Origin of the sequence: Pseudomonas arcuscaelestis (assembly GCF_016881005.1) — a bacterium.
Classification (GTDB): Bacteria; Pseudomonadota; Gammaproteobacteria; order Pseudomonadales; family Pseudomonadaceae; genus Aquipseudomonas; species Aquipseudomonas arcuscaelestis.
On the sequence record NZ_JACOPV010000009.1, the window covers coordinates 73,327 to 91,623 of the forward strand.

The 18,297-nt window shown below is 52.4% G+C and carries 20 protein-coding genes; all 20 read left to right on the top strand.

Annotation, left to right across the window (positions count from 1 at the left end):
• Positions 1-93: 93 nt before the first annotated feature.
• Entirely contained in the window at positions 94-960 is an 867-nt protein-coding gene (locus H8F21_RS15335) for a ParA family protein (RefSeq protein WP_203584857.1), read from the top strand.
• The gene (locus H8F21_RS15340; RefSeq protein ID WP_203584858.1) at positions 953-2,191 is read left to right on the top strand and encodes a ParB/RepB/Spo0J family partition protein; all 1,239 of its coding nucleotides are present in this window, start codon (positions 953-955) and stop codon (positions 2,189-2,191) included. Before H8F21_RS15335 ends, H8F21_RS15340 begins: the two co-directional genes overlap by 8 nt.
• Before the next feature lie 1,071 nt (positions 2,192-3,262).
• Positions 3,263-4,519 carry a DUF7146 domain-containing protein gene (locus tag H8F21_RS15345; RefSeq protein ID WP_203584859.1) on the top strand — a complete coding sequence of 419 codons (1,257 nt, stop codon included), beginning with the start codon at positions 3,263-3,265 and terminating at the stop codon, positions 4,517-4,519.
• Between the two features lie 438 nt (positions 4,520-4,957).
• Positions 4,958-5,116: a hypothetical protein gene (locus tag H8F21_RS15350; RefSeq protein WP_203584860.1), complete on the top strand. Its 159-nt coding sequence runs from the start codon at positions 4,958-4,960 to the stop codon at positions 5,114-5,116.
• A gap of 75 nt (positions 5,117-5,191) precedes the next feature.
• On the top strand, positions 5,192-6,136 hold the full coding sequence (locus tag H8F21_RS15355) for a PD-(D/E)XK nuclease family protein (protein ID WP_203584861.1): 945 nt from the start codon (positions 5,192-5,194) through the stop codon (positions 6,134-6,136).
• Positions 6,137-6,198: 62 nt separating this feature from the next.
• On the top strand, positions 6,199-6,657 hold the full coding sequence (locus H8F21_RS15360) for a hypothetical protein (protein WP_203584862.1): 459 nt from the start codon (positions 6,199-6,201) through the stop codon (positions 6,655-6,657).
• A gap of 120 nt (positions 6,658-6,777) precedes the next feature.
• Complete coding sequence (locus tag H8F21_RS15365; RefSeq protein WP_203584863.1) at positions 6,778-7,032, top strand: hypothetical protein; 255 nt, start codon at positions 6,778-6,780, stop codon at positions 7,030-7,032.
• Positions 7,033-7,399: 367 nt separating this feature from the next.
• The gene (locus H8F21_RS15370) at positions 7,400-7,693 is read left to right on the top strand and encodes a hypothetical protein (RefSeq protein WP_203584864.1); all 294 of its coding nucleotides are present in this window, start codon (positions 7,400-7,402) and stop codon (positions 7,691-7,693) included.
• Between the two features lie 126 nt (positions 7,694-7,819).
• Positions 7,820-8,254, top strand: coding sequence for a hypothetical protein (locus H8F21_RS15375; RefSeq protein WP_203584865.1), 435 nt, complete (start codon positions 7,820-7,822; stop codon positions 8,252-8,254).
• A gap of 315 nt (positions 8,255-8,569) precedes the next feature.
• Positions 8,570-8,860, top strand: a complete 291-nt coding sequence (locus H8F21_RS15380) for a hypothetical protein (RefSeq protein WP_203584866.1) — start codon at positions 8,570-8,572, stop codon at positions 8,858-8,860.
• Positions 8,861-9,021: 161 nt separating this feature from the next.
• Complete coding sequence (locus H8F21_RS15385) at positions 9,022-10,203, top strand: AAA family ATPase (protein WP_236043052.1); 1,182 nt, start codon at positions 9,022-9,024, stop codon at positions 10,201-10,203.
• A gap of 16 nt (positions 10,204-10,219) precedes the next feature.
• Positions 10,220-11,029, top strand: coding sequence for a hypothetical protein (locus H8F21_RS15390; protein ID WP_203584867.1), 810 nt, complete (start codon positions 10,220-10,222; stop codon positions 11,027-11,029).
• A 157-nt stretch (positions 11,030-11,186) separates the two neighbouring features.
• On the top strand, positions 11,187-11,399 hold the full coding sequence (locus tag H8F21_RS15395; RefSeq protein ID WP_203584868.1) for a hypothetical protein: 213 nt from the start codon (positions 11,187-11,189) through the stop codon (positions 11,397-11,399).
• Between the two features lie 384 nt (positions 11,400-11,783).
• A complete protein-coding gene (locus H8F21_RS15400) occupies positions 11,784-13,883 on the top strand; it encodes a VWA domain-containing protein (protein WP_203584869.1) in 2,100 nt (699 codons plus the stop codon).
• 102 nt (positions 13,884-13,985) lie between these two features.
• Positions 13,986-14,252: a hypothetical protein gene (locus H8F21_RS15405; protein WP_203584870.1), complete on the top strand. Its 267-nt coding sequence runs from the start codon at positions 13,986-13,988 to the stop codon at positions 14,250-14,252.
• A 153-nt stretch (positions 14,253-14,405) separates the two neighbouring features.
• A complete protein-coding gene (locus H8F21_RS15410) occupies positions 14,406-14,648 on the top strand; it encodes a hypothetical protein (protein WP_203584871.1) in 243 nt (80 codons plus the stop codon).
• Positions 14,649-14,813: 165 nt separating this feature from the next.
• On the top strand, positions 14,814-16,058 hold the full coding sequence (locus H8F21_RS15415) for a DUF3150 domain-containing protein (RefSeq protein WP_203584872.1): 1,245 nt from the start codon (positions 14,814-14,816) through the stop codon (positions 16,056-16,058).
• Positions 16,059-16,131: 73 nt separating this feature from the next.
• Positions 16,132-17,052 carry a hypothetical protein gene (locus H8F21_RS15420; protein WP_203584873.1) on the top strand — a complete coding sequence of 307 codons (921 nt, stop codon included), beginning with the start codon at positions 16,132-16,134 and terminating at the stop codon, positions 17,050-17,052.
• 96 nt (positions 17,053-17,148) lie between these two features.
• Positions 17,149-17,763 (top strand): hypothetical protein, encoded by a 615-nt coding sequence (locus H8F21_RS15425; protein WP_203584874.1) that lies wholly within the window; start codon positions 17,149-17,151, stop codon positions 17,761-17,763.
• 121 nt (positions 17,764-17,884) lie between these two features.
• A complete protein-coding gene (locus tag H8F21_RS15430) occupies positions 17,885-18,262 on the top strand; it encodes a hypothetical protein (protein WP_203584875.1) in 378 nt (125 codons plus the stop codon).
• Positions 18,263-18,297 lie beyond the last annotated feature (35 nt).

An 18,297-nucleotide genomic window follows, 5' to 3' on the forward strand; every position in this document is an offset into this window, starting at 1 on the left:
TAAAGTGAAAATAAATTTGCGCATGCGGGGTTTCTTCCTTGAAAATACCCGCGATGCGGTTACATTGAACTGCATCTGAAAAAGGAGCAATTCATGTCACAGCAGAAGCGTCGTAACAAAGGGCCGGCAAAGGTTACCGTTGTGGAAAACCAGAAGGGAGGTGTCGGCAAAACCACCTTTTGTTACCACATCCCCTGCTACCTAGTTGAGCAAGGATATCGGGTTTTGGCGGTGGATCTCGACCCACAAGGGAACCTGTCTAGCCGATTCTTGAGTCGTGCTCTGCGTACGAATGGCTACCGCTCAGTCCATATGTTCGGCAATCAACCAATTGCATATGAACCTCTTTCTACCCCAATTGGCGTTGATCTGATCTATGCCCTTGACCGTGACGTCGAGCTGGCAAACGTCGAGCGTATGCCGCTTGGCGAAGCGGTGATCAATTTCTGCCAGAATCTGGGCGGGCTGTTGGAAGAGTACGATTACATCGTGATTGATACACCTCCGGCCCACGGTAACAAAATGACTGCTGCAAGCGTTTCAAGCAATTTCATGTTTGTACCGGTAGAGCTCGCTGCTTTCGCAGTCACCGGTGTCGAGAGCGTCCTCGAGACTCTGGCCGAAATGCAAAACCTGGTTGACGATCCCATCAAGATCACTGGTGTAATTTGCAATCGGATGCGGAAAGTAAAAGCCCACGCTGAAGCACTTGCAGAACTGCAGGCGGCTGCGGGCAATCTCAAAATTCTAACCACCAAGGTAGCAACCAATGGTGCTATCGATGACGCGCTACGTGACGGGGTGCCTGTGTGGAAAAATCGGGCAACTGGCGCGCAGCGCGAGTCTGGGAAGATGATGATTACTCTTATGGAGGAAATCGCTTCCCTAATTGGTGCTAAGCCTCTTAAAGCCCCCGCGCGGGTAACGGCCAAGCCGAAAGGAGTATCGACTCATGCGTGATCTATCCAGGTTTTCTAGCCTGGCAGACATTCATACCATGTCCCAGGACGCCCAGGTTGGCACTGTGCTTATGCTCGACCCGAGCCAGGTTAGTGTCACGAAGCAAGTACGCAGGAAGTTCCGAAACATCGAGGAAATGGCCGAGACGATGCTTGATGAAGGCCAGCAACAACCTATCGTTGTTGGACCGCTCGACAAGAATACCGGCAAGTACCCGTTACAAAAGGGCGAGCGCCGGCTGCGTGCTGCCGTGCTCATCGGAAACGGTTTCAAAATCAAAGCTATTGTGGACTCAACAGTTCGCACCAAAGCAAGGGCGACTTCGTCGCAGCTCACTGAAAACATCCACCGGGATGACCTGACTCCGATCGAGATCGCCGAGGCTCTGGTGGAGCTGCGTGAGCAGCTTAAGGAGGAGGGCAAGAAAGGTACTGGACGCGACTTGGCTGAAACTCTCAAAAAGCCTGAGTCCTGGGTTTCAAAACACCTTGCCCTGGCGAAACTTCCTGACGAGCTCACGGCTCTTATCGAGGACGACATCACGTCAGACGCGGAGTTGATTCAATCGCTTGCGAAGATTTGTGAGCTGAAACCTAGCTTGTATCTCAAACTGATTGAGCAAGCTCGAAGCGATGTCGGCCTGAGCCGCTCTGAAGCACGGGAGCAGCTAAAGCTGGCTCGTGGAGCTGACCAGCCGCAACCAACCGTACAGACCCCGCCAGCCAGCCCTGCGGGTAACGTCCTGCCAATGAATCCTGGCGGACAACAGCCGAACAATCCTGAGAACCAGGCAATGAACGGGGGAGGGCAGGTTGATGACAATCCACCGCCCGCGCCCAGCCACCTCAACGGCGCTACCGATCAAAACCTGAACAATGCGGGCGGCACTGACGCTGAAAAGGTTTCGCATGCGAAATCTTTTGATGGGACTAACAACCAGCAAAATCTGCAAGCTCCGGTAGAGCCTGGTGGAAAGCCGCAACCAAAGGAACCACCGCGGAAGCTCGGGAAGAGTGACGTTTTAGAGATCCCAGCTGAGCAGATGGTAATGCAGGTTCGAGTGTCCACTGATAAAAAGCAGTTCATTGGCGAGCTGCTTTTGACCCAGGTGTGCGGCAACCCGAAGAAAGGCATGGTTTCGTACCTTGACGGTAGCAAGCAAGTGAAAAGCCTGTTTGACCTTGATTGCATCGAGATCATCACGCTGGCCCAGCTTTCTCAAGACGACTAAAACATTTCGCATGCGAAAACAATTCAGGGGCCTTTGGCCCCTTTTTTGTTCCAATTCTGCGCCATCAGGGCCTTGATTCCCGCAGCTAGGAATCATAGGCTGAAGGTGTTTTCTAGTGATCGCTCCCGTGCTTTGAGATATTTCTCTAGCACTGATCACAGCCTTCACCGACCTGCGTAATTTCGTTTGGTTTGTTTAGGTGGTCTGTCTGAGTTGTTAATTCTTCTCCGAATCTGACCTTCTGCTGTTCTGCTTTGCACCTTGATCTACGATCCTGCTGCTTTGCTTCATTGCTACACCGCTCTTTAAAAAGTCATCGTCTTAGGTTGTCTTCTCTCAAGATTGCTACCTGCGACTTGCCGTTTGGTGTTTTCACATCATCCGCCACCTCGCGCACTTGTCATCTCTGCTGTTGTTTGCACGTGGCCTGTCTGCTTGGCTTTTGGCGTTTGTGTGAGCCCTTTCGCACTCATCATTCGTCACTAGTTTGTCGCAGTTTGCCATCTCGATTACGAAACCTAAGACCTCAGCTGGAAATCCACTTTCCCGTTGAGAGGTGCGTATCGTCCCTTTAACCAGGTTCGATGTTGATCCCATTTGTTGCACCCATCTGTGTGTTCGCCGCTGCTCTTTGCTGATCCTCAGCTCTTGATGCGCAGTTCACCGTTCGGATGCTTCACCTTCAACACATTGTGTTGCTGGTCTCGAAATGCTTTCTTCACGCCTATGACTATGTCTGGGCACCCCTCGTGCAGCTTTTCTCGAAGCTGCAGGAGAGGTGCCCAGGCGCAAATCTTCACAAAAGACCCTGTCGCCTAGCGCCAGGGTCTTTTGCGTTTCTGGTACATCGTGTTCTTGAATCCAGAGCCCGGCGGCAGTAGCGTCATAGGTGTTCTTTTTGCCAGTTTTCGCATGCGCTATTTCGCATTCGGATTCTGTCGAAGGTTCCTTGTACGGCTACTGCTGTCCATGGGCTCTTTAAAAATCCGCATTCACGTAACACACAACCCTTTAGGGCATGCCAATTGCCCTTTGGGACATGGCTGCCTCTTTTTTCTAGGAGATACAGCCATGTCAGATAGTAAAAAACGACCTCCTTTGAAGGACGAGGTTAGCGACATTGTGAAGCACGCTGGTGGTTGGCTAAACGTCATAAAACGTGTAGCCCCGATCCTCGCGCCCGCAGTTAGCAAACACGGTTTCGGAGTTGATTGCCCTTTTCCTGAGCGTCATAGGGAAGGGGGCGGTCGCGACTCATTCAGGTTTTCTGAGAAGACGAAACATGAGGGACGGGCCATTTGTTCTTGCAACCAGGACGGATGGGGCCCGTTTGATCTGTTGGAACAGGTAGGTGTCGGCAGTAACTTTGTCGAGGTATGCCATGAGATTAAGCGGGCATATGGCGGCGGTAGCTCGGCGTTTAAGGCAAAGGAAGCTCCGGCTCCCCAACGCCAGCGCCCTCGCTCCACCGCTGATGAAAACAAGTGGAAGGCAGCCGCGTTGAAGCAGATAGTCAAGGATCTGCTTCCTCTTGGTCATCCAGATGCTGCGATCGGTCGGATGTATTTCCGTCGTCGTGGAATCCCACTCAACAAAGCCATTGGCGATGTTAAGTTCCACCCAGCTCTGCCGTACTACAACACTCGTGTTGTGAACGGAGAGCGGGTTAAGGAACTTGTAGGCAATTTCCCCGCGATCGTGTCGGCATTTCGAAATGGGCAGGGCAGGGTGATGAATCTTCATCGCATCTTCCTGACCCAGGACGGAAAAAAACTCGATCACCCTCAGGTTAAAAATCCTAAGAAGGTCTGTTCAGGTCTAGATAACTGGTCGAAGACTCCCATCGCTGTCGCTACCGTCCCAGAGTGCAGAACACTGCACATCTGCGAAGGTGTCGAGAAGGGGTGGGCACTTCATCTGGTAACTGGTGAGAGCGTTCGGGCTGCTAATAGCTGTACGTCTCTCCCAGGTCTATACGTTAACCGCGACGATTACGACGACGTTGTTCTTTGGGCCGATCATGACCCTTACAACGAAAAACGTGAGCGCCACGGTGACGGGCAAACCTACATGTTCAAGCTCTTTGTCGAGCTGATGCGTGCAGGGTTCCGCGTTTGTCTGATGATCCCCGATACAAACCCAACGACGGAAGCGAAAGGTCCTGACTGGGAAGACATCGTGGTCGCCAACAAGGTGCTGGAAATGCCTCTGGCGGAACGTTTCGACTATCTGCGTACCCATGCCCAGGAGGGCGGTGTGTTCACACCTACAGGCCACGTCAAGAAGCACTCACACGAGAGCTATGCGACTGAAGCGATGGTGGCGTGAAAGCAAAGAGAACCCCCTGGACAGCTATTGCTGCCAGGGGGTTTTTTTGTGGTGCCATTTTGGCTTGACGAGCGCCTTCACCTGCGGCAGCATTGACGTGTCCTACTAGCCCTCTTTTGAGCGCTAACCTGTACTACGTCATAGCATTTCTATGAGGTTTTCCAGGGTGTGATACAAATCTTGCTAATTCTTGGTTTGTTGAGCACAGACAATGTTGGAACCATTTTGGAACCGTCTTCTGACGCTTCCGCATTTTGAGATACCAGGCATTTCCTGTTGCGTTCGCGCTTCAGTAGATTTGTCCCAGGATCGCGTATCTCCGCCAATTCAGTACTGATTCAGTCCTGACTATGGCTCCTCCGGCTTCATGCCAATCCCCTGCACGGGTAATCTCGATGAGCTTATCCTTGGTGCAGTCAAGGATATAGGAGGTTCTTCATGTCCTACCAAGTTGAACTCGTGAATGTTCCACCTCTTTGGGTGCAACTAACCGGTGACGCTTTAGAGCAAGCTACAGCTCGCTTCTTGTCGCACGAGCACGATGATTCTTCAGAACTGAGGAATGAAAAGGATGATTCTGACGAGTCACCCTTCTAACTAAATATTAAATATCCCTCAAGGGCACTCACACTGCCCTTGGGTATGTCGTGCGCGCCATATACAGGTGAGAGCATGACTGCATATTTCAATCCGAGCTATATCTTCAATCCAGTGTCAGACGACACTATTGTTGAATTGTCTCCAACGCAGATCCTGAAATCTCAGGTCTGTAATCGCTCACTTGGCTACTACCGAGCACGCGTTAAACCCATGGCGACACCTCTGAACCTTGTGTTTGGCTCTGCCTTGCATTGGGTGATAGAGGGGTTCATCAAGGGTTATATCGATCGCGACGAGATGGCAAGACACTTCTCCGAAGAGTTCTTCCGTCTGTCAATGTCAGGCCTAATAAGCATGGCAAAGTCAAAAACGCGCGAAGTTAACGAAGTGATTGGGAAGCGATTAGCCGAACAGTTCCCTGCGTTTTACGACAATCTCGGCCTTAGGCCAGTGATTATCGAGGGGGCGTTCAAGTTAAAGATTGGGCCTAACACCTATATCAACCTTGTAATCGACTTTGTCGGTGTTGCTGAGAGGGACATCATTTTTGATGGTGTCGTGATCGCGAAAAAGGGTGACACCGTAATCCTTGACTGGAAAACGGCTGCAACCAAAGAAGGCGCTCTTTTTGCAGGCATTGCTTTGCAACTGACGTTTTACTGGGAAGCAGTAAGGTTGGCCTGTCAGTCTCTCGGTATCAAAGAGCCATCGGCATGTGGGTTCGCCTCAGGGTTGAAGCCAAACATGTCGAAGACCGATTCCGACTCGCTTATGAAAGCCATGTGGCAGCCGGTGCAATGGACCAAGCGTACACGCAGCGACGTCGAAGAGGCTTTCGACTATGCACGCGTTGTTGCCGGTCGCATCAGGCGTGGTGAATTCCACCGTACGTCTGGCGCAGCCTACAACTCACCTTGTGAAAGTCAAACTCGTTGCGACTATGCAGGTTTGTGCCTTGAAGGTTCCAAACGCGGCTACAGAATTCCAGGGGTGCTAACAATTGCAGACCTGGTTTAATAATTACTACCTAGTGGGGCATACACACCCCATTAGGGGAATGCTGCCCTTCGGAGTGACAAATGCGTGAGTCAGTTCTGATGGAGCGGCACGCCCAGCGTGCCATCGAGAAGCGTCGTAAAGAAGAAGATGCCAACCGCAAGATCGGATCGTTTCTATTGGTCCAGTATCACGCGCAAGGTGAATTTCTTTGTGAGGCTTTGAAAAAGATGAGCCAGATGGAGCGGCAAATGTACATTTCCAAACACACCGAGCTGATCGAAAGCTCAGACGGTGCAGAGGGAATCAATGTGGTTTGGTGCCCGAACTCTCAGGTAATGACCCATCGACTTCTTTCCAGTGAAATGCGGAAAGAGTTCGAAGGGAAGCACTATCTGAGCTCATGGGTGCGTAGAGTTGGTCCTCATCAGTATGATGCACTTCGAGCAAGTTTGCGCCAAAGGCTAGAAGTTAGGGTTGCTCAACGTCAGCACCAAAAAAATCAACTCGTAATGAACTTTAATCAGGTTCAAGCGAGTTAAAAAGAAAATCCATCAGTCGATGGGCTAAATCCAGCCCTCGGGCCGGAAGTTAATACTTCCGGCGGGACGCCACGGGAGTGTTATTAACCTAACACGCGACGGCGTAACCTGGAGGTACCGATGTCATACATCAAAAACCTGATGCTGGTAATTGTCTCAGCAATCATGGGTACTGTCTCTGCCTCCTTGTTTGAAGGTTGGACACCGCAGGAACAAAGGATTGTCTTCTTTGTTTCTGTATTAATGGTCGCTTTCATGCTGACCAAGTCCTCACCTTCCTCAAGAAGAAAGAGAAAAATGAAGAAAGTGCAGCAGAGAAGGGCGCAGAAACGCAAACTTCTACGCGGCAAAAAAAGTAGAGGTCATGGTCCCTAGATTTTGGTTGTGGTGAGAACCTCAATTTTAATTCTTTTAGGGATTCGACTATGTCATTCGCAGAAGTCATGATTGTATTAGCCCTGGCCTTTTTGGTCTGGATACTTTGTGATCACTGGGAAACGAACGGGAAGCGGTTATTTCCGGTCAGACACACCCCCCCTCTTGACTGAGGGAGCTGCAAGGATTCACCGCCCAGGGGGCCTAACATCCCCTTTTGGGTTGTTAGGTTTTGGGAGGGTCGCGGCACTCTATAAAAACAAAATCTAATAATAATATGGTGACTATCGTGCTTAATCAATTCCGCAACATGCTCCAAACTCGCAATTCGGCCTTCTCTACTCTCGGATGTTTGAAGGAGAGGTTGATGAAGCCAGTTAATGACTTCCGCCTCGTGTTGGTGTTCGTGTTTCTTGCTACGACCATCACTGCGGAGCGACCTATGAAACATTGGCTTGTGAAACCGACCTACCGGGCGGTTTTGCTCGCTAAATATGTCAAATGGGGAATTACTGGCTTTTCGCTTTATCTCTATTTCTTCCATGGTATTCAGTCACCTTTGTGGCTGACCGCCGCCAGTCTCATGACAGGGGAAGTGCTTTCAATCGCTATTGCAGCGGCTGAAATGGAAATGAAGCATTACGGGTACCTAAACAGCTAACGCTGACAGGTCGTGAAAACGGCCGGCACAGCGTAGCTGTTGCCGGGCGTCGGCAAATCCACGCCCGGTCTGCAGACGGGCGTTTTTTATCTATCTCCCGTCTGCAGCGGGTAGGAGCGCTTTGCTATGAGTATTCAAAATTTCCGCGGCGACGTAGTACTGTTCGTCGCTCTCGCTAATGACCTGATCACTGCTTGGGAAGCTGGCCGTTTGGCTGCTACTCAACAGGGGGCTTTCGCCGACAATCCCTTCAAGCCGGATACTCGTGACCATGATGAATGGGCGCGGGGATTTACTTACGGGATCAAGGACGGCTCTTCGGTGGCTGCAGCTTGTATGGCCGGTTTGGTGGTAACACCGTTTCCGGTGATGGAGGCTAAATGCATATCGGAGCGTCCATTCTGGGCAGAAGCAAACCGGTTTCAGCAAACCTATGGTGTCCCGGACTGCACTCTTGCAGTTCATATGGGTATTACTGAGGATGAGCTTCGAGCTGGTATGGTCCGCCATCACTTCTGGGACGCCGATGGCATTCCTTTAGGGATTCGTGAAGCGAGCTAAATCGAACCTTGCCCCTGGGCTGGACTAATCATCCGGCCTCGGTCGGATGTTTCCAATTTCGACCGCGCACTCGCCTATAGGCAGTGCCTTGTATGGATAAGGATTTCAAATATGTGGCTGATCAAAGTGTGGGATGGGTATTCAACTAATTCGTACCACAGACGTGGTACTTACGACGAGGTCACCCTTCACCTCCGCCATTCACCACCAAGTTATATCTGGTCTGCTCAACCAGCCTGAGTGCTTCTCGGGTAGTTAGCACGTTGGCTTTGTGCCTGGAATTCAATTCCCGGCGCATGCCGGCGAGGAACCACTATGTCGATGACTGCCGAATGGACGCCAGGTTTCTCTGGTGTTGCTACTGAAACGCTGCTGAATGTACGTCGCACCTCATATGGATGCTGGGTCTCCGAGTCGGAGTTACAGGAATATCTGTACGAGGTAGGGATGTACGCAAGCACGCAGCTGAGCCGGAACGGAAACGTTCTGACATTGAAGCTGAAATGGTTAGGTGCCTGGCACTCCTACGATCTCACTGAGATCGAAGGTGGCTTCTACACATGCCCGGTCCAACTGGGTGTGGGTACACAACTAATCCTTCTGTAATTCGGATGCCCTCAACAGGGCATCCTTTCTCCTAGTGACCTGGACCAAACCTCCAGCTCACGCTGGGTGTTTGCTCGAGTTCATTGCTCGATACACACCCGGCTCCGGCCCCGGGTGCATACCTAAATTTCCCCGTGGTCCGGCGGGAGAGAGGCAACATCATGACTAACGTAATCAACGCTGAAACCACCACCGTAGTCGCTGCACGTACCGTTGCTGAAATCGAAGCTATGCATCGTTCAACCTTGGCTTCTCAAAAGGTTGAACTTGTTATGGCTCACGAGCTGTTTGGTTTCTCGGAGGAGCTCAAAGGGGTCGGCAAATTGCCTATCTTCGTTGGTGATCATCCGCTGGTACCTAAAGCAAACGACGCACACGTGTTCAACAAGAGCCTGGTCCGCCGGATCTTGCTGAGCATGAAAGGCGGCGACACTAGCTTTTTGCTGGAAGGTGACAAAGGGACTGGTAAATCCTCCCTGGTTACTCAGCTTCATAATCGCTTGAACAAGCCGATGATCAACATCACCGGCAGTAACGGCGTCGACGACACCCATTTGCTTGGTTGCAAAACCATTAAAGGCGGTGACGTACAGGAGGTTGACGGGGTACTGAGCTATGCATATCGCCATGGCCTGTCTTGCCTCATCGACGAACTCTGCACACTGCGTCCAGGTGTACTGGTTGGTATCAACGACATCCTTCAGGGTGACGGCGTAATCAACTTGAAGCACCACGGTATTGATCCAACCCTCGACCCACGAGAGCTTCTCAACGTTGATGGCGGGATGACTATCGTTAAGCACCCGTTGTTCCGGTTGTTCGCGACCGATAACACTGGTGGTAAGCAGCAGCGTGATGCCCGGTTCGTCGGCGTCAACGCACAAAACTCTGCTGTTCGCAGTCGTATGACCAGCTTCAAGGTGGGCTTTATGACACCAGAAGAGGAAATGAAGGCTCTGAAAGGAGCTGCAGATGTTTACGCCGCTAAACGTCAGGTTACCCCAATGGATAACCTGTTCATTCAGCAACTCGTAGAGTTCGCTTTCCGTTTCCGGAAGGCGTTCGCCATGGAAGAAGCCTGCGACAACATCTCGTTCCGCGAGATTCAACGTTGGGCTTACAAGTGGATGATGTACAGCGATGCAGATGAGTCCTTTGTGGATGCCATCTACACGAACCTGGAAGAGACTGACCGAGTACTGGCTCTTGAAACTTTCGAGTCAGTGTTCTCTCGCAAACTGATTCTGCCGGAAGAGCACGCTTATTCGGTGGGTGATGTTGCAGACAAATTCATCCAGCAAAATGTTGATGCGGCAAAAGCCGCATTAGTCAACGCTGCTTAATCTGGAGGAGTTTCCAATGTTCTATGTTGTGAACCCCAAAGGGAGTTTCCTTGCTGGTTATCTACAGTCAGGGGAGCGTGAAAGCATCATGTTCGAGGGGCAGTTGATTCAAGGCGAACCAAAGATAACCAGGCGATTGGAGAGTGCTGATCGCACTTCTCACGAGGCCTGGGAATATCTGTGCTTGATGGTTACTGAGGCGCGAGCTGATGGCTATCGAGATATGCCGATTGATACCAGCAAATTGCAGGTGCCTGCTGATCTGTACCAGGAGGAATTCCCCTTGGCTCTGAGAGGTGTTTACGCACGTGTAAAGGCAATGACATCAGATCAGTTCTCAGCCGGGGTTGCCCGATTGAAGGCCGTTCACGAAGTCACTTGTGCTGGTGTCGAGGTCGTTGGCGATGACAAATATGTGGAGCTGCGTCTCGGCGCAGTCACCATCACTTTTGGCTTCGTGCCTGATAGGTTGTGGGAAAACATGACCACGAAGGCAAGGGAATTATGTGAAGCCCGAGGAATGTTGGGTGACAACCTGCTTCTTCCTGACGGAAGAGGCCTGTTTCATCTGCAAACCCGCGAGTCAGCGCTTGACCTTTATGTCCGTGCATTCTTGCAGGGAGCGATGAAGGCAGGCGCTGTGATCGAGCTTTCATCTGATCACGCGTGGTCCTTTAGCGTCGCAACACCCTTCAATGCTGCTGAAGTGGAAAACCTTCAGTGGTATCAAGAGACGCCAGGGCTGCTCAGCAGCATTCTCAAGCTTGACCAAACCATCCCAGTACCTGTGACGCAAGTCGTAAGTGCTGTGGATTTCTACTGTTAAAAAGCGGCCCTACTCGGGCCGCTCCTCTTTAGTGATCTGGACCAAAAACCCAGCTCACGCCGGGTTTTTGTTCGAGTTCACTGAACTCACAACCCGGCACCGTGCCCGGGTTCAAATTCGATTTTTCCCTGTGCACGGCAGGCGAGAGGCAATACAGATGAACGTACTGAAAAAGGCATTTGCACGTATCGATGCAGCTCTGGACCAGTTCTGGATCGGCTTCGTACTGCTTAGCTATCACGAAGCGCAAGCCGCACGTTTCAGCCGCATGGCTGAGCGAATGGCCCAAGCAGCAGTTCAGCGTCCACGGGCGAGCCACCAGGCTCAGCGTCACCGTCTGGAAGCTGATCTTCTGCAAGGCAAGGTTTAACCGTTTTGAGGGCTGCCCCTAGGGGCAGCTTCTTGCTCTGAGAGTTGGAACAAAAATCCAGCTCAGGCTGGGTGTTTGTCGAGTTCTTAGAACTCAACGTCACCCGGCTCCGGCCCCGGGTGTTAATTCATTTAGCCCCGAGGTCCGGCGGGTGCGAGGCAACACCATGAAACTGTTCAAATCCGTAGCGCAAGCTGTTTCAAAGTTCGTGATGGTTCGGTACCACCGCCGCATGGCGTCTGTTTACCGGAAATTTGCTGCTCATTACGCAGACGTAGTCATTCACACGCAGCACCGTGTACCCACTGCTTCGATCGCGAAGCTACGGGGTGTAGCGGGGCAGCACGATCAGAAAGCTAAAGCAATTCGAATCGGAGAATGACCATGACTGCATTGATGACCTTCAGTAAAAATGCGATTACACAAGGCTGGATCTCGTTCTTCCGAGTGCTCGCATCAAACACGGGCATTCAGTTCGTCTTTGGTGCTAATGAGCAGCCACGGACGGATGGGAAGCGTGTTTACCTTCCAAGCCTTCCGGTCACTTTGACCGTGGATGATCTCGACCTCATCAAAGCCTTCGGCTTTCACGAGGTTGGCCATATCCAATACTCTGATGTGGTGTTCTTCCAAGCCTTTGCAGCGAAGCATGGTGATTTCGCCCGCTTCCTGCTTAACGCTCTGGACGACGTTTACATGGAGTACAAACAAACAGGTGCGACCCGTGAAGCCGAGATCTACTTCCGGCGTAAGGCGCGCATCCTTTACGAGCGCAAGCAGTTCCGTGACGGCAGCGAGTCAGTTGCTGAAGCGGTTGCCTGCTATGCCCTTTGCTACCTGCGTATTGATCGTTGGAGTGAATATCGAGATCCGTTCGCGGTTATTGAGGCAAACTTCAACAAGCACTTCGGTGCTCATGCTGATCATGTGCGTGGCAACCTCAACGACATTCTGATCAACGAATTCCCCAGTGTTAACTCGACTCAAGATGCCGGTAGCTTAACGCTGCGGATCATCGCGATGCTCAAGGCGCTGGGTGATGAAGAAGAGAAGAAGGACGAGCCCAAGAAAGACGATCCACAAGGTGATGGGCAACCATCGTCGAACGGTGATTCGGACTCTGGGCAAGGTGACCAAGGTGATAAGCCACAATCGGGTAACACCGATGGCCAAAAGCCTGGTGAAGAGCAGGGCAGTGGAGCTGCCGGCAATTCAAAGCCTCAGGATGGAGTGGAACCAGGCAAGGACGGTAGTCAAGGTGATTCACAGCCTCAGGGCGGTGGTGAAACTGGCGACCGTAATTGCCAGGGTGAACCGAAGTCTGCGGGTAGTGATGATGCCGGTCCTGGAGATGCTCCAGGGGCGCAAGGTGGTGCAGCTGAAGGCGGCAAAGAAGATCAAACCGGCAGTTCAGATGCGGCTAATGGCCGTAGCCTGAAGGAAATTGTTGATGAGATTCTCAATGCTACTGGGCTTGGAGACAAAGAGGTGTTTGACGGCGGCGAGTCTGTCGGCACCGTTTCTAAGTCTGTCAAAAGCGGTACCAACCCTGATTACAAAGGTCAGTCGTTGGCTCCAGATTGCGTCATTGACGGCAAGCTGGATCAACCACCTGGCAAAGAAGGGAAAGGCCTCGGCGGTGGGGCGGGCAACAAGGAGAAGGTCGACGGGATGACTGTATGCCCCGTTGACGTTTCTGAAGCCCGTGAAATGGAGAAGCGTATGGGTCGTAAGGCCCAGGTGCTTGCAAGCAAGCTTCAGGGTTTGCTTATGCAACAGGAAGAAGCGGAGTCGTTCACGACCAGCCGCGGACAACTGGGGCAAAACCATCTTTACCGCTTGGGCCTGGGCGACGTACGTCTCTTCACCCAGAGTGAGGAGATCGAACGTCCAACCACAGCTGTATCGATTGTTGTCGACCTATCCAGCTCCACGCAGGATGCGGCTGACAAAGCGTTCGCTAAAGGTGAGAAGGAGCAGTTCGAAGCCGCTAAGGCACCGAGCACACTCCGCTCAATCTTGGAATCTGTTGTGCTGCTTGAAAAGGTCTTCGACCAGATCGGTTGCCCACGTGAGGTTCTTGGATTTGCACCTAAAGGTGGTGAGCTGATGTCTATGGCTCGCTGCTTTGGCGATAACACGCAAACCGCAATCAACCGAATTGGCGGCCTCCGGAAAGTCGCCGGCGGCGGTCATACCCCTATTGGAGAAGCTGTATTCCATGCAGGGCGCAGACTGCTGACACACGAAGCTAATCGGAAGGTGATGTTTGTCCTCACCGATGGTGCTCCTGGGAATGTCGACAAGGCGGTTGAGATGACTCGTTTCTGTGAGAGCGGAGGCGTTCGGGTGGTGTATCTGGTCATCGGTAAAACAGTCAAAACTGACTGGCTAACCGAGGCACGGATCCCATTCGCGGTTGCTGAATCGAGTGCTGAGGTAACCCCAGCTTTGCTGGCTGAAGCAAAACGACTGTTGATGTAGCTAACCATGTACCCACCTGGGTATTCCGAGGTTTTGAACCTCAGAACGCCCGGGTAACACCGGGCGTTTTCACTAATGCCCCTGTTAGGGTGCGAGGATGTTATGTCAGGCCTAACCAACTACGACTACCTCGAGGTAGCAATCGCGGCTTTCAATGATCACGTTCTTGAACCCGATGTCATCTCTCTGGAAACAGTAGAGGGGCATGCGTTCAGCGCGGGGTTCCATGGTTATCCATGGAAAGCTCCAGATGTGGTCAAAACTACCCCTGTTCTGCTGAAAGGCTGGAATGAAGGATGGAAGGCCGCGTATGAGCGCGATCGTCAATCTGAAGCAGCAAAGCGTGCCGCTGAGAAGTCCGCGGAGTGATGCTGTTGGCTCTTTGTAGCCATATCTCAACCAGGTAGTCCCTTCGGGACATCCTTGCTGGGTGTGTATCGAGACATCGTGCTCGAATCCACCTGGCCCCGTGACCAGGTGTTGTTTTTCTAATGCCCCGACACGGCGGGCGCGAGATAAATCATGGATCTTATTGACCGTGCTGCAAACGCATTTAAGAACAAAGTTCCTGCACCTGGTTCGCATGCTGAAAAGGCTGCAATCGATGCAGCGTGTACTGTTGGTTTCAACGCTCCTAAAGGTGCTGAGATGCCGGCACAGTTCGAAGATATCCCACTCCTCGCTGAGTGGTACACGATCGGACTGCGTGCACAAGTTGGCTTCTGTCATCCCGTAAGACCAGGCAACTCCGGCTCCGGCCGGTAAGTCTGTGGGGCCCGATATCGGGCCCTATCTCCTCCTAGTGAGCTGGATCAAACATCCGGCTCACGCCGGGTGTTTGCTCGAGTTCACTGCTCGAAACACACCCGGCTCCGGCCCCGGGTGTTAATTAAGTTTGCCCCGTGGTCCGGCGGGTGCGAGAGAAACATCATGACCGACGCAAACGTAAACAACTCTGTTCAAGTCGTTGCTCAAACTGCAGAAACCGAAGTGGCTGTACTCAACCATCAAATTAAATGCATTTCTGAAGATCGTCAGATCGACATGAAAGACATTGACGTTGTCGTTGGGGAGCTTCCTAAGGAAGCGCGCAAGTTGCTCTGTGAGAAAATCTTTCCAAAGGATTTCCTCCGCGCATATCACCGTATTCGCGAACAAGCGGAAGAGGTGATGGACAAATGTGGATCTATCAAAACTGACCTGGGCGGTGTTAACACCATCGCTTCGGCAGTGGAGAAGACTGAGGAACTTGATGCCCTTGAGGTTAAGTGGAACGAGCAAAAAGAGAAGGATAAGGCTCGGTATACGGCAATGTGCGAAGCGCATTTGCTGGCCATCGCAGCTAAAGCGATGAAGGGTGGTGCGGATGCAATGACTGTCACGAAAATTACGACGGCCTTGCTGAAGCGTCAGCCGACGTGGGAAGAAGTGGAGCGAAACCTCTCGTTTGCGTATAGCGTTCACATTATCCAGCTGGATGATCAGAACTTTAACGCGAAGCTCTACAAGGCACAGCGCGACAGCGTGGTTGCCTTGCGTGAGGGAGTAATGGGGGCTTGTGTACAGCACGTATGTGCTGAAGCGCTTGCCATCTGGAAGCTGATTGACAGTAAGGATCGAACCACTAGCACTGGTCAGATCAAGTTGAACCCGCGCACGGTTCGCCGTGCACAAGCGATGACTGAAAAGCTGGCTCCGCTGGCCTTCATTCACCCGCTGATTCGACCGCTTCACGACATCCTGAAAGGGATTTTGGACAAGCTGCCTGAATCGGGTCATCTGAGTGCCGGGGAATACTCGAACCTGGAGAACTGCCTGCTCGCTCTGAAGGACCAACGCAAAGTCGTTGACCATCTGAAGAACGGGACCCTCCTGGTTGCGGTTGTTACCCCACCTCAGTCTGCGCAGAGCAGTGCTTCGGCACCGCTGGGCGTAGCAGCAAACACTACTGTTCAAAGCAACGTAGCCCAACAGCAAACCGTATCAACCGCCCCCGCGGTTGACTCGAAATCGGCAGATGTCGCTAACGCGGCTACACCGGTTGAAGAGGCTGCGACTCCGGTCGTAGTTGCCCAGGCTGTTGAGGAGAAGCAAGAGGAAGCGGTCCCGGCCGTTGAATCGAGCGTACCTGCTAAGGCTGTCGGTACCACCGGCGCCTTCGACTTCTATCTGTAACTCCTAACCTTCCCACCCCTGACGGGCCACCACAACCCCGTCAGGGGAGTGGTGCGCCCAACTGGAGCGCGCTATGCAAACTGATCTTTTCGGCGAAGTAATTCGCACAACATCCGTTAGAACTCAGCCCGTGCGTAAGACGGCCAGCACCAAGCTGGTTTTCGACCGCAAGGCGCTGTGGTCAACCTCTGGATATCTGCCAGGCGCTGTTGAGGTAGAGAAGGGGGACGTGGCGCAAGTCATGGCCACCAGCGATACCCGTTCAGACAACGCCACTATCGAACGACTGGAACGAGCTCTCGGGCTTGAACCTCTCGTTAGAAATGGGCAGTGGGTCAGCAATACGTTTGGGTTTGAATACCGGCGTGTTGGGAAACCGTTCAAAGGTGCAAGACGTTTTGGGGAACGTGGCAGCATGTTCCGGGATCTGAACAAGCAACTCACGCTGACCTCTGCGAGGGACGCAATCGAGCCGCTGTTCCACGATCCTTGCTCCTGGTTGGTTATCAACTCAATCATCGTCCTTGATGTTCGATTGAAGATGATGGACGCCGACGAGGATCACCAATATTGCCTTAAGGCGTTCCTGCAAGTTCTTGCTCAGCACGATTTCATCGACAACACCCGTACGGGGGAGACCATTCGGTCACTCACCAAGCGGGATCAGATGCGTGAACAACGTGCTGCGAAAAGAGCTGCAATGGGACTTCCACCGATTGAAGCTGCACCAAAAGCGGTCAAGGTTGCTGAGCCTGAAAAGGCCCCAGCTCCTGCGATTGCTCAGGAGAGCTCCAAAGTAGTGGTTGATGACGTGCTGCCTCAGGAACCGGTCGAAGATGATTTCGAGCCTGAGCCTGAGTTGAATGCAGACCTCTCTGAGTTTGACGACGAAAGTGAGGAGGTCATTGCTAAAAAAGGCGGTAGAAGGAAACCGATCTCTAGGGATCTTATGGATGCCTTCGAGTCCGATGACTTCAGCTACGAGTTCTACTAACTGATGTTCGAGGGGCGCAGCCGGCGTCCCCTCCAAAATTCTATAGCCACCTTAAGGTGAGCGAGCTGAGGTCCGGCCCTCAGTAGGAGAAAACACATGAAAGAAAATATCAAAACTCAGCTGGTTCCAAAGTTCGACAACCTGGTACTCGGTGCTGCAAAGATGCTCTGGAAGGTGATGAAGGTCTTCGACCCTCGCCCTATCCAGGAACACTATGCGGCCCGTCCATCGGTGAAGAACGTTGCGATCAGTAAGTGCTTTTCACTGAACAAAACGGACGCCGAGCAGAACATTGCTCGGATTGCGAACATGCACATTGGTTCGAGTACCGGACGCGGCCGGCAGGGTTTGATCCTCCGTAAAGGGTTGATCAAGGTCTACAACGCTGAAAACGGTAAGTTCGTGATGATTCGCGCGCAGGGTGTACCTACTCAGCCAGGTGAAAAGCAAATCCCTCGTGACGGCATCGCGTTGAACTATGACGCGAAAAAGGCACTCGGGATTCCCAAAAACCAAGAGGAAGGACTCCAGCTGTTCATCGGCCCTGCAAACGTCGGTGACCAGGAGTACTACTCGATGTACCAGGACCCTGACGCATCTAGCCGTACGGCTCGGGCGCTCGGTTGGTACCTGGCAATCGGGGGCGTTGTATTTGGTTTGTTTCAGATGGCCTTGGGCCTTCTGGAAGGCGCCATTTCAATGATGTTCTAAGTGATTGGTGACCTCGCTTCTTCCGGCTGACGGAAGAGGCGGGCGTTACCTCCAAGCACCTTAATTTCGAGGGTTTTTGGAGGTGGCGCCCGCCCCGGAAATCAGACAAAGAGGTGTCACGATGTACAGTCACTTAAGCAAACTGTCCCCCAATTTTGTTGCAGACCAAGGCTTTTCGTTCGAAAGCCATTTCCGCTACGGCGCTGAGTGCATTCTCGCTCGGCCTGAGGCACCCAAGCTCTACTTCCCCGACTCCATGCCGCTTGAATTCGTTCGCGATACCATAGAGACGTGGAATGTGGCGCTGAAAGGGTACTATCCAGGCGCGGGCTACTACGCATTTAGCCAGGAGGAGGAGATGGCCAACCCTGGGTACCACGTGTTGGTGCTCTTTGCGGACGGAAGCTTCTGCAGCTCATTCATGGGCAACGTCGTGAACGAGACTCTGCCGCCGAGTTTAGGCGGTTCGATGCGTCAGTATTTCAGCAAGCGAGGCTAATTCCTTGTTTGCCATCTCTGATCCATCCTCATCCG

Bases quoted from the DNA above. Each gene is read 5' to 3' on its own strand.
- H8F21_RS15335 (WP_203584857.1), top strand. From the start codon at position 94: ATGTCACAGCAGAAGCGTCGTAACAAAGGGCCGGCAAAGGTTACCGTT.
- H8F21_RS15340 (WP_203584858.1), top strand. From the start codon at position 953: ATGCGTGATCTATCCAGGTTTTCTAGCCTGGCAGACATTCATACCATG.
- H8F21_RS15345 (WP_203584859.1), top strand. From the start codon at position 3,263: ATGTCAGATAGTAAAAAACGACCTCCTTTGAAGGACGAGGTTAGCGAC.
- H8F21_RS15350 (WP_203584860.1), top strand. From the start codon at position 4,958: ATGTCCTACCAAGTTGAACTCGTGAATGTTCCACCTCTTTGGGTGCAA.
- H8F21_RS15355 (WP_203584861.1), top strand. From the start codon at position 5,192: ATGACTGCATATTTCAATCCGAGCTATATCTTCAATCCAGTGTCAGAC.
- H8F21_RS15360 (WP_203584862.1), top strand. From the start codon at position 6,199: ATGCGTGAGTCAGTTCTGATGGAGCGGCACGCCCAGCGTGCCATCGAG.
- H8F21_RS15365 (WP_203584863.1), top strand. From the start codon at position 6,778: ATGTCATACATCAAAAACCTGATGCTGGTAATTGTCTCAGCAATCATG.
- H8F21_RS15370 (WP_203584864.1), top strand. From the start codon at position 7,400: ATGAAGCCAGTTAATGACTTCCGCCTCGTGTTGGTGTTCGTGTTTCTT.
- H8F21_RS15375 (WP_203584865.1), top strand. From the start codon at position 7,820: ATGAGTATTCAAAATTTCCGCGGCGACGTAGTACTGTTCGTCGCTCTC.
- H8F21_RS15380 (WP_203584866.1), top strand. From the start codon at position 8,570: ATGTCGATGACTGCCGAATGGACGCCAGGTTTCTCTGGTGTTGCTACT.
- H8F21_RS15385 (WP_236043052.1), top strand. From the start codon at position 9,022: ATGACTAACGTAATCAACGCTGAAACCACCACCGTAGTCGCTGCACGT.
- H8F21_RS15390 (WP_203584867.1), top strand. From the start codon at position 10,220: ATGTTCTATGTTGTGAACCCCAAAGGGAGTTTCCTTGCTGGTTATCTA.
- H8F21_RS15395 (WP_203584868.1), top strand. From the start codon at position 11,187: ATGAACGTACTGAAAAAGGCATTTGCACGTATCGATGCAGCTCTGGAC.
- H8F21_RS15400 (WP_203584869.1), top strand. From the start codon at position 11,784: ATGACTGCATTGATGACCTTCAGTAAAAATGCGATTACACAAGGCTGG.
- H8F21_RS15405 (WP_203584870.1), top strand. From the start codon at position 13,986: ATGTCAGGCCTAACCAACTACGACTACCTCGAGGTAGCAATCGCGGCT.
- H8F21_RS15410 (WP_203584871.1), top strand. From the start codon at position 14,406: ATGGATCTTATTGACCGTGCTGCAAACGCATTTAAGAACAAAGTTCCT.
- H8F21_RS15415 (WP_203584872.1), top strand. From the start codon at position 14,814: ATGACCGACGCAAACGTAAACAACTCTGTTCAAGTCGTTGCTCAAACT.
- H8F21_RS15420 (WP_203584873.1), top strand. From the start codon at position 16,132: ATGCAAACTGATCTTTTCGGCGAAGTAATTCGCACAACATCCGTTAGA.
- H8F21_RS15425 (WP_203584874.1), top strand. From the start codon at position 17,149: ATGAAAGAAAATATCAAAACTCAGCTGGTTCCAAAGTTCGACAACCTG.
- H8F21_RS15430 (WP_203584875.1), top strand. From the start codon at position 17,885: ATGTACAGTCACTTAAGCAAACTGTCCCCCAATTTTGTTGCAGACCAA.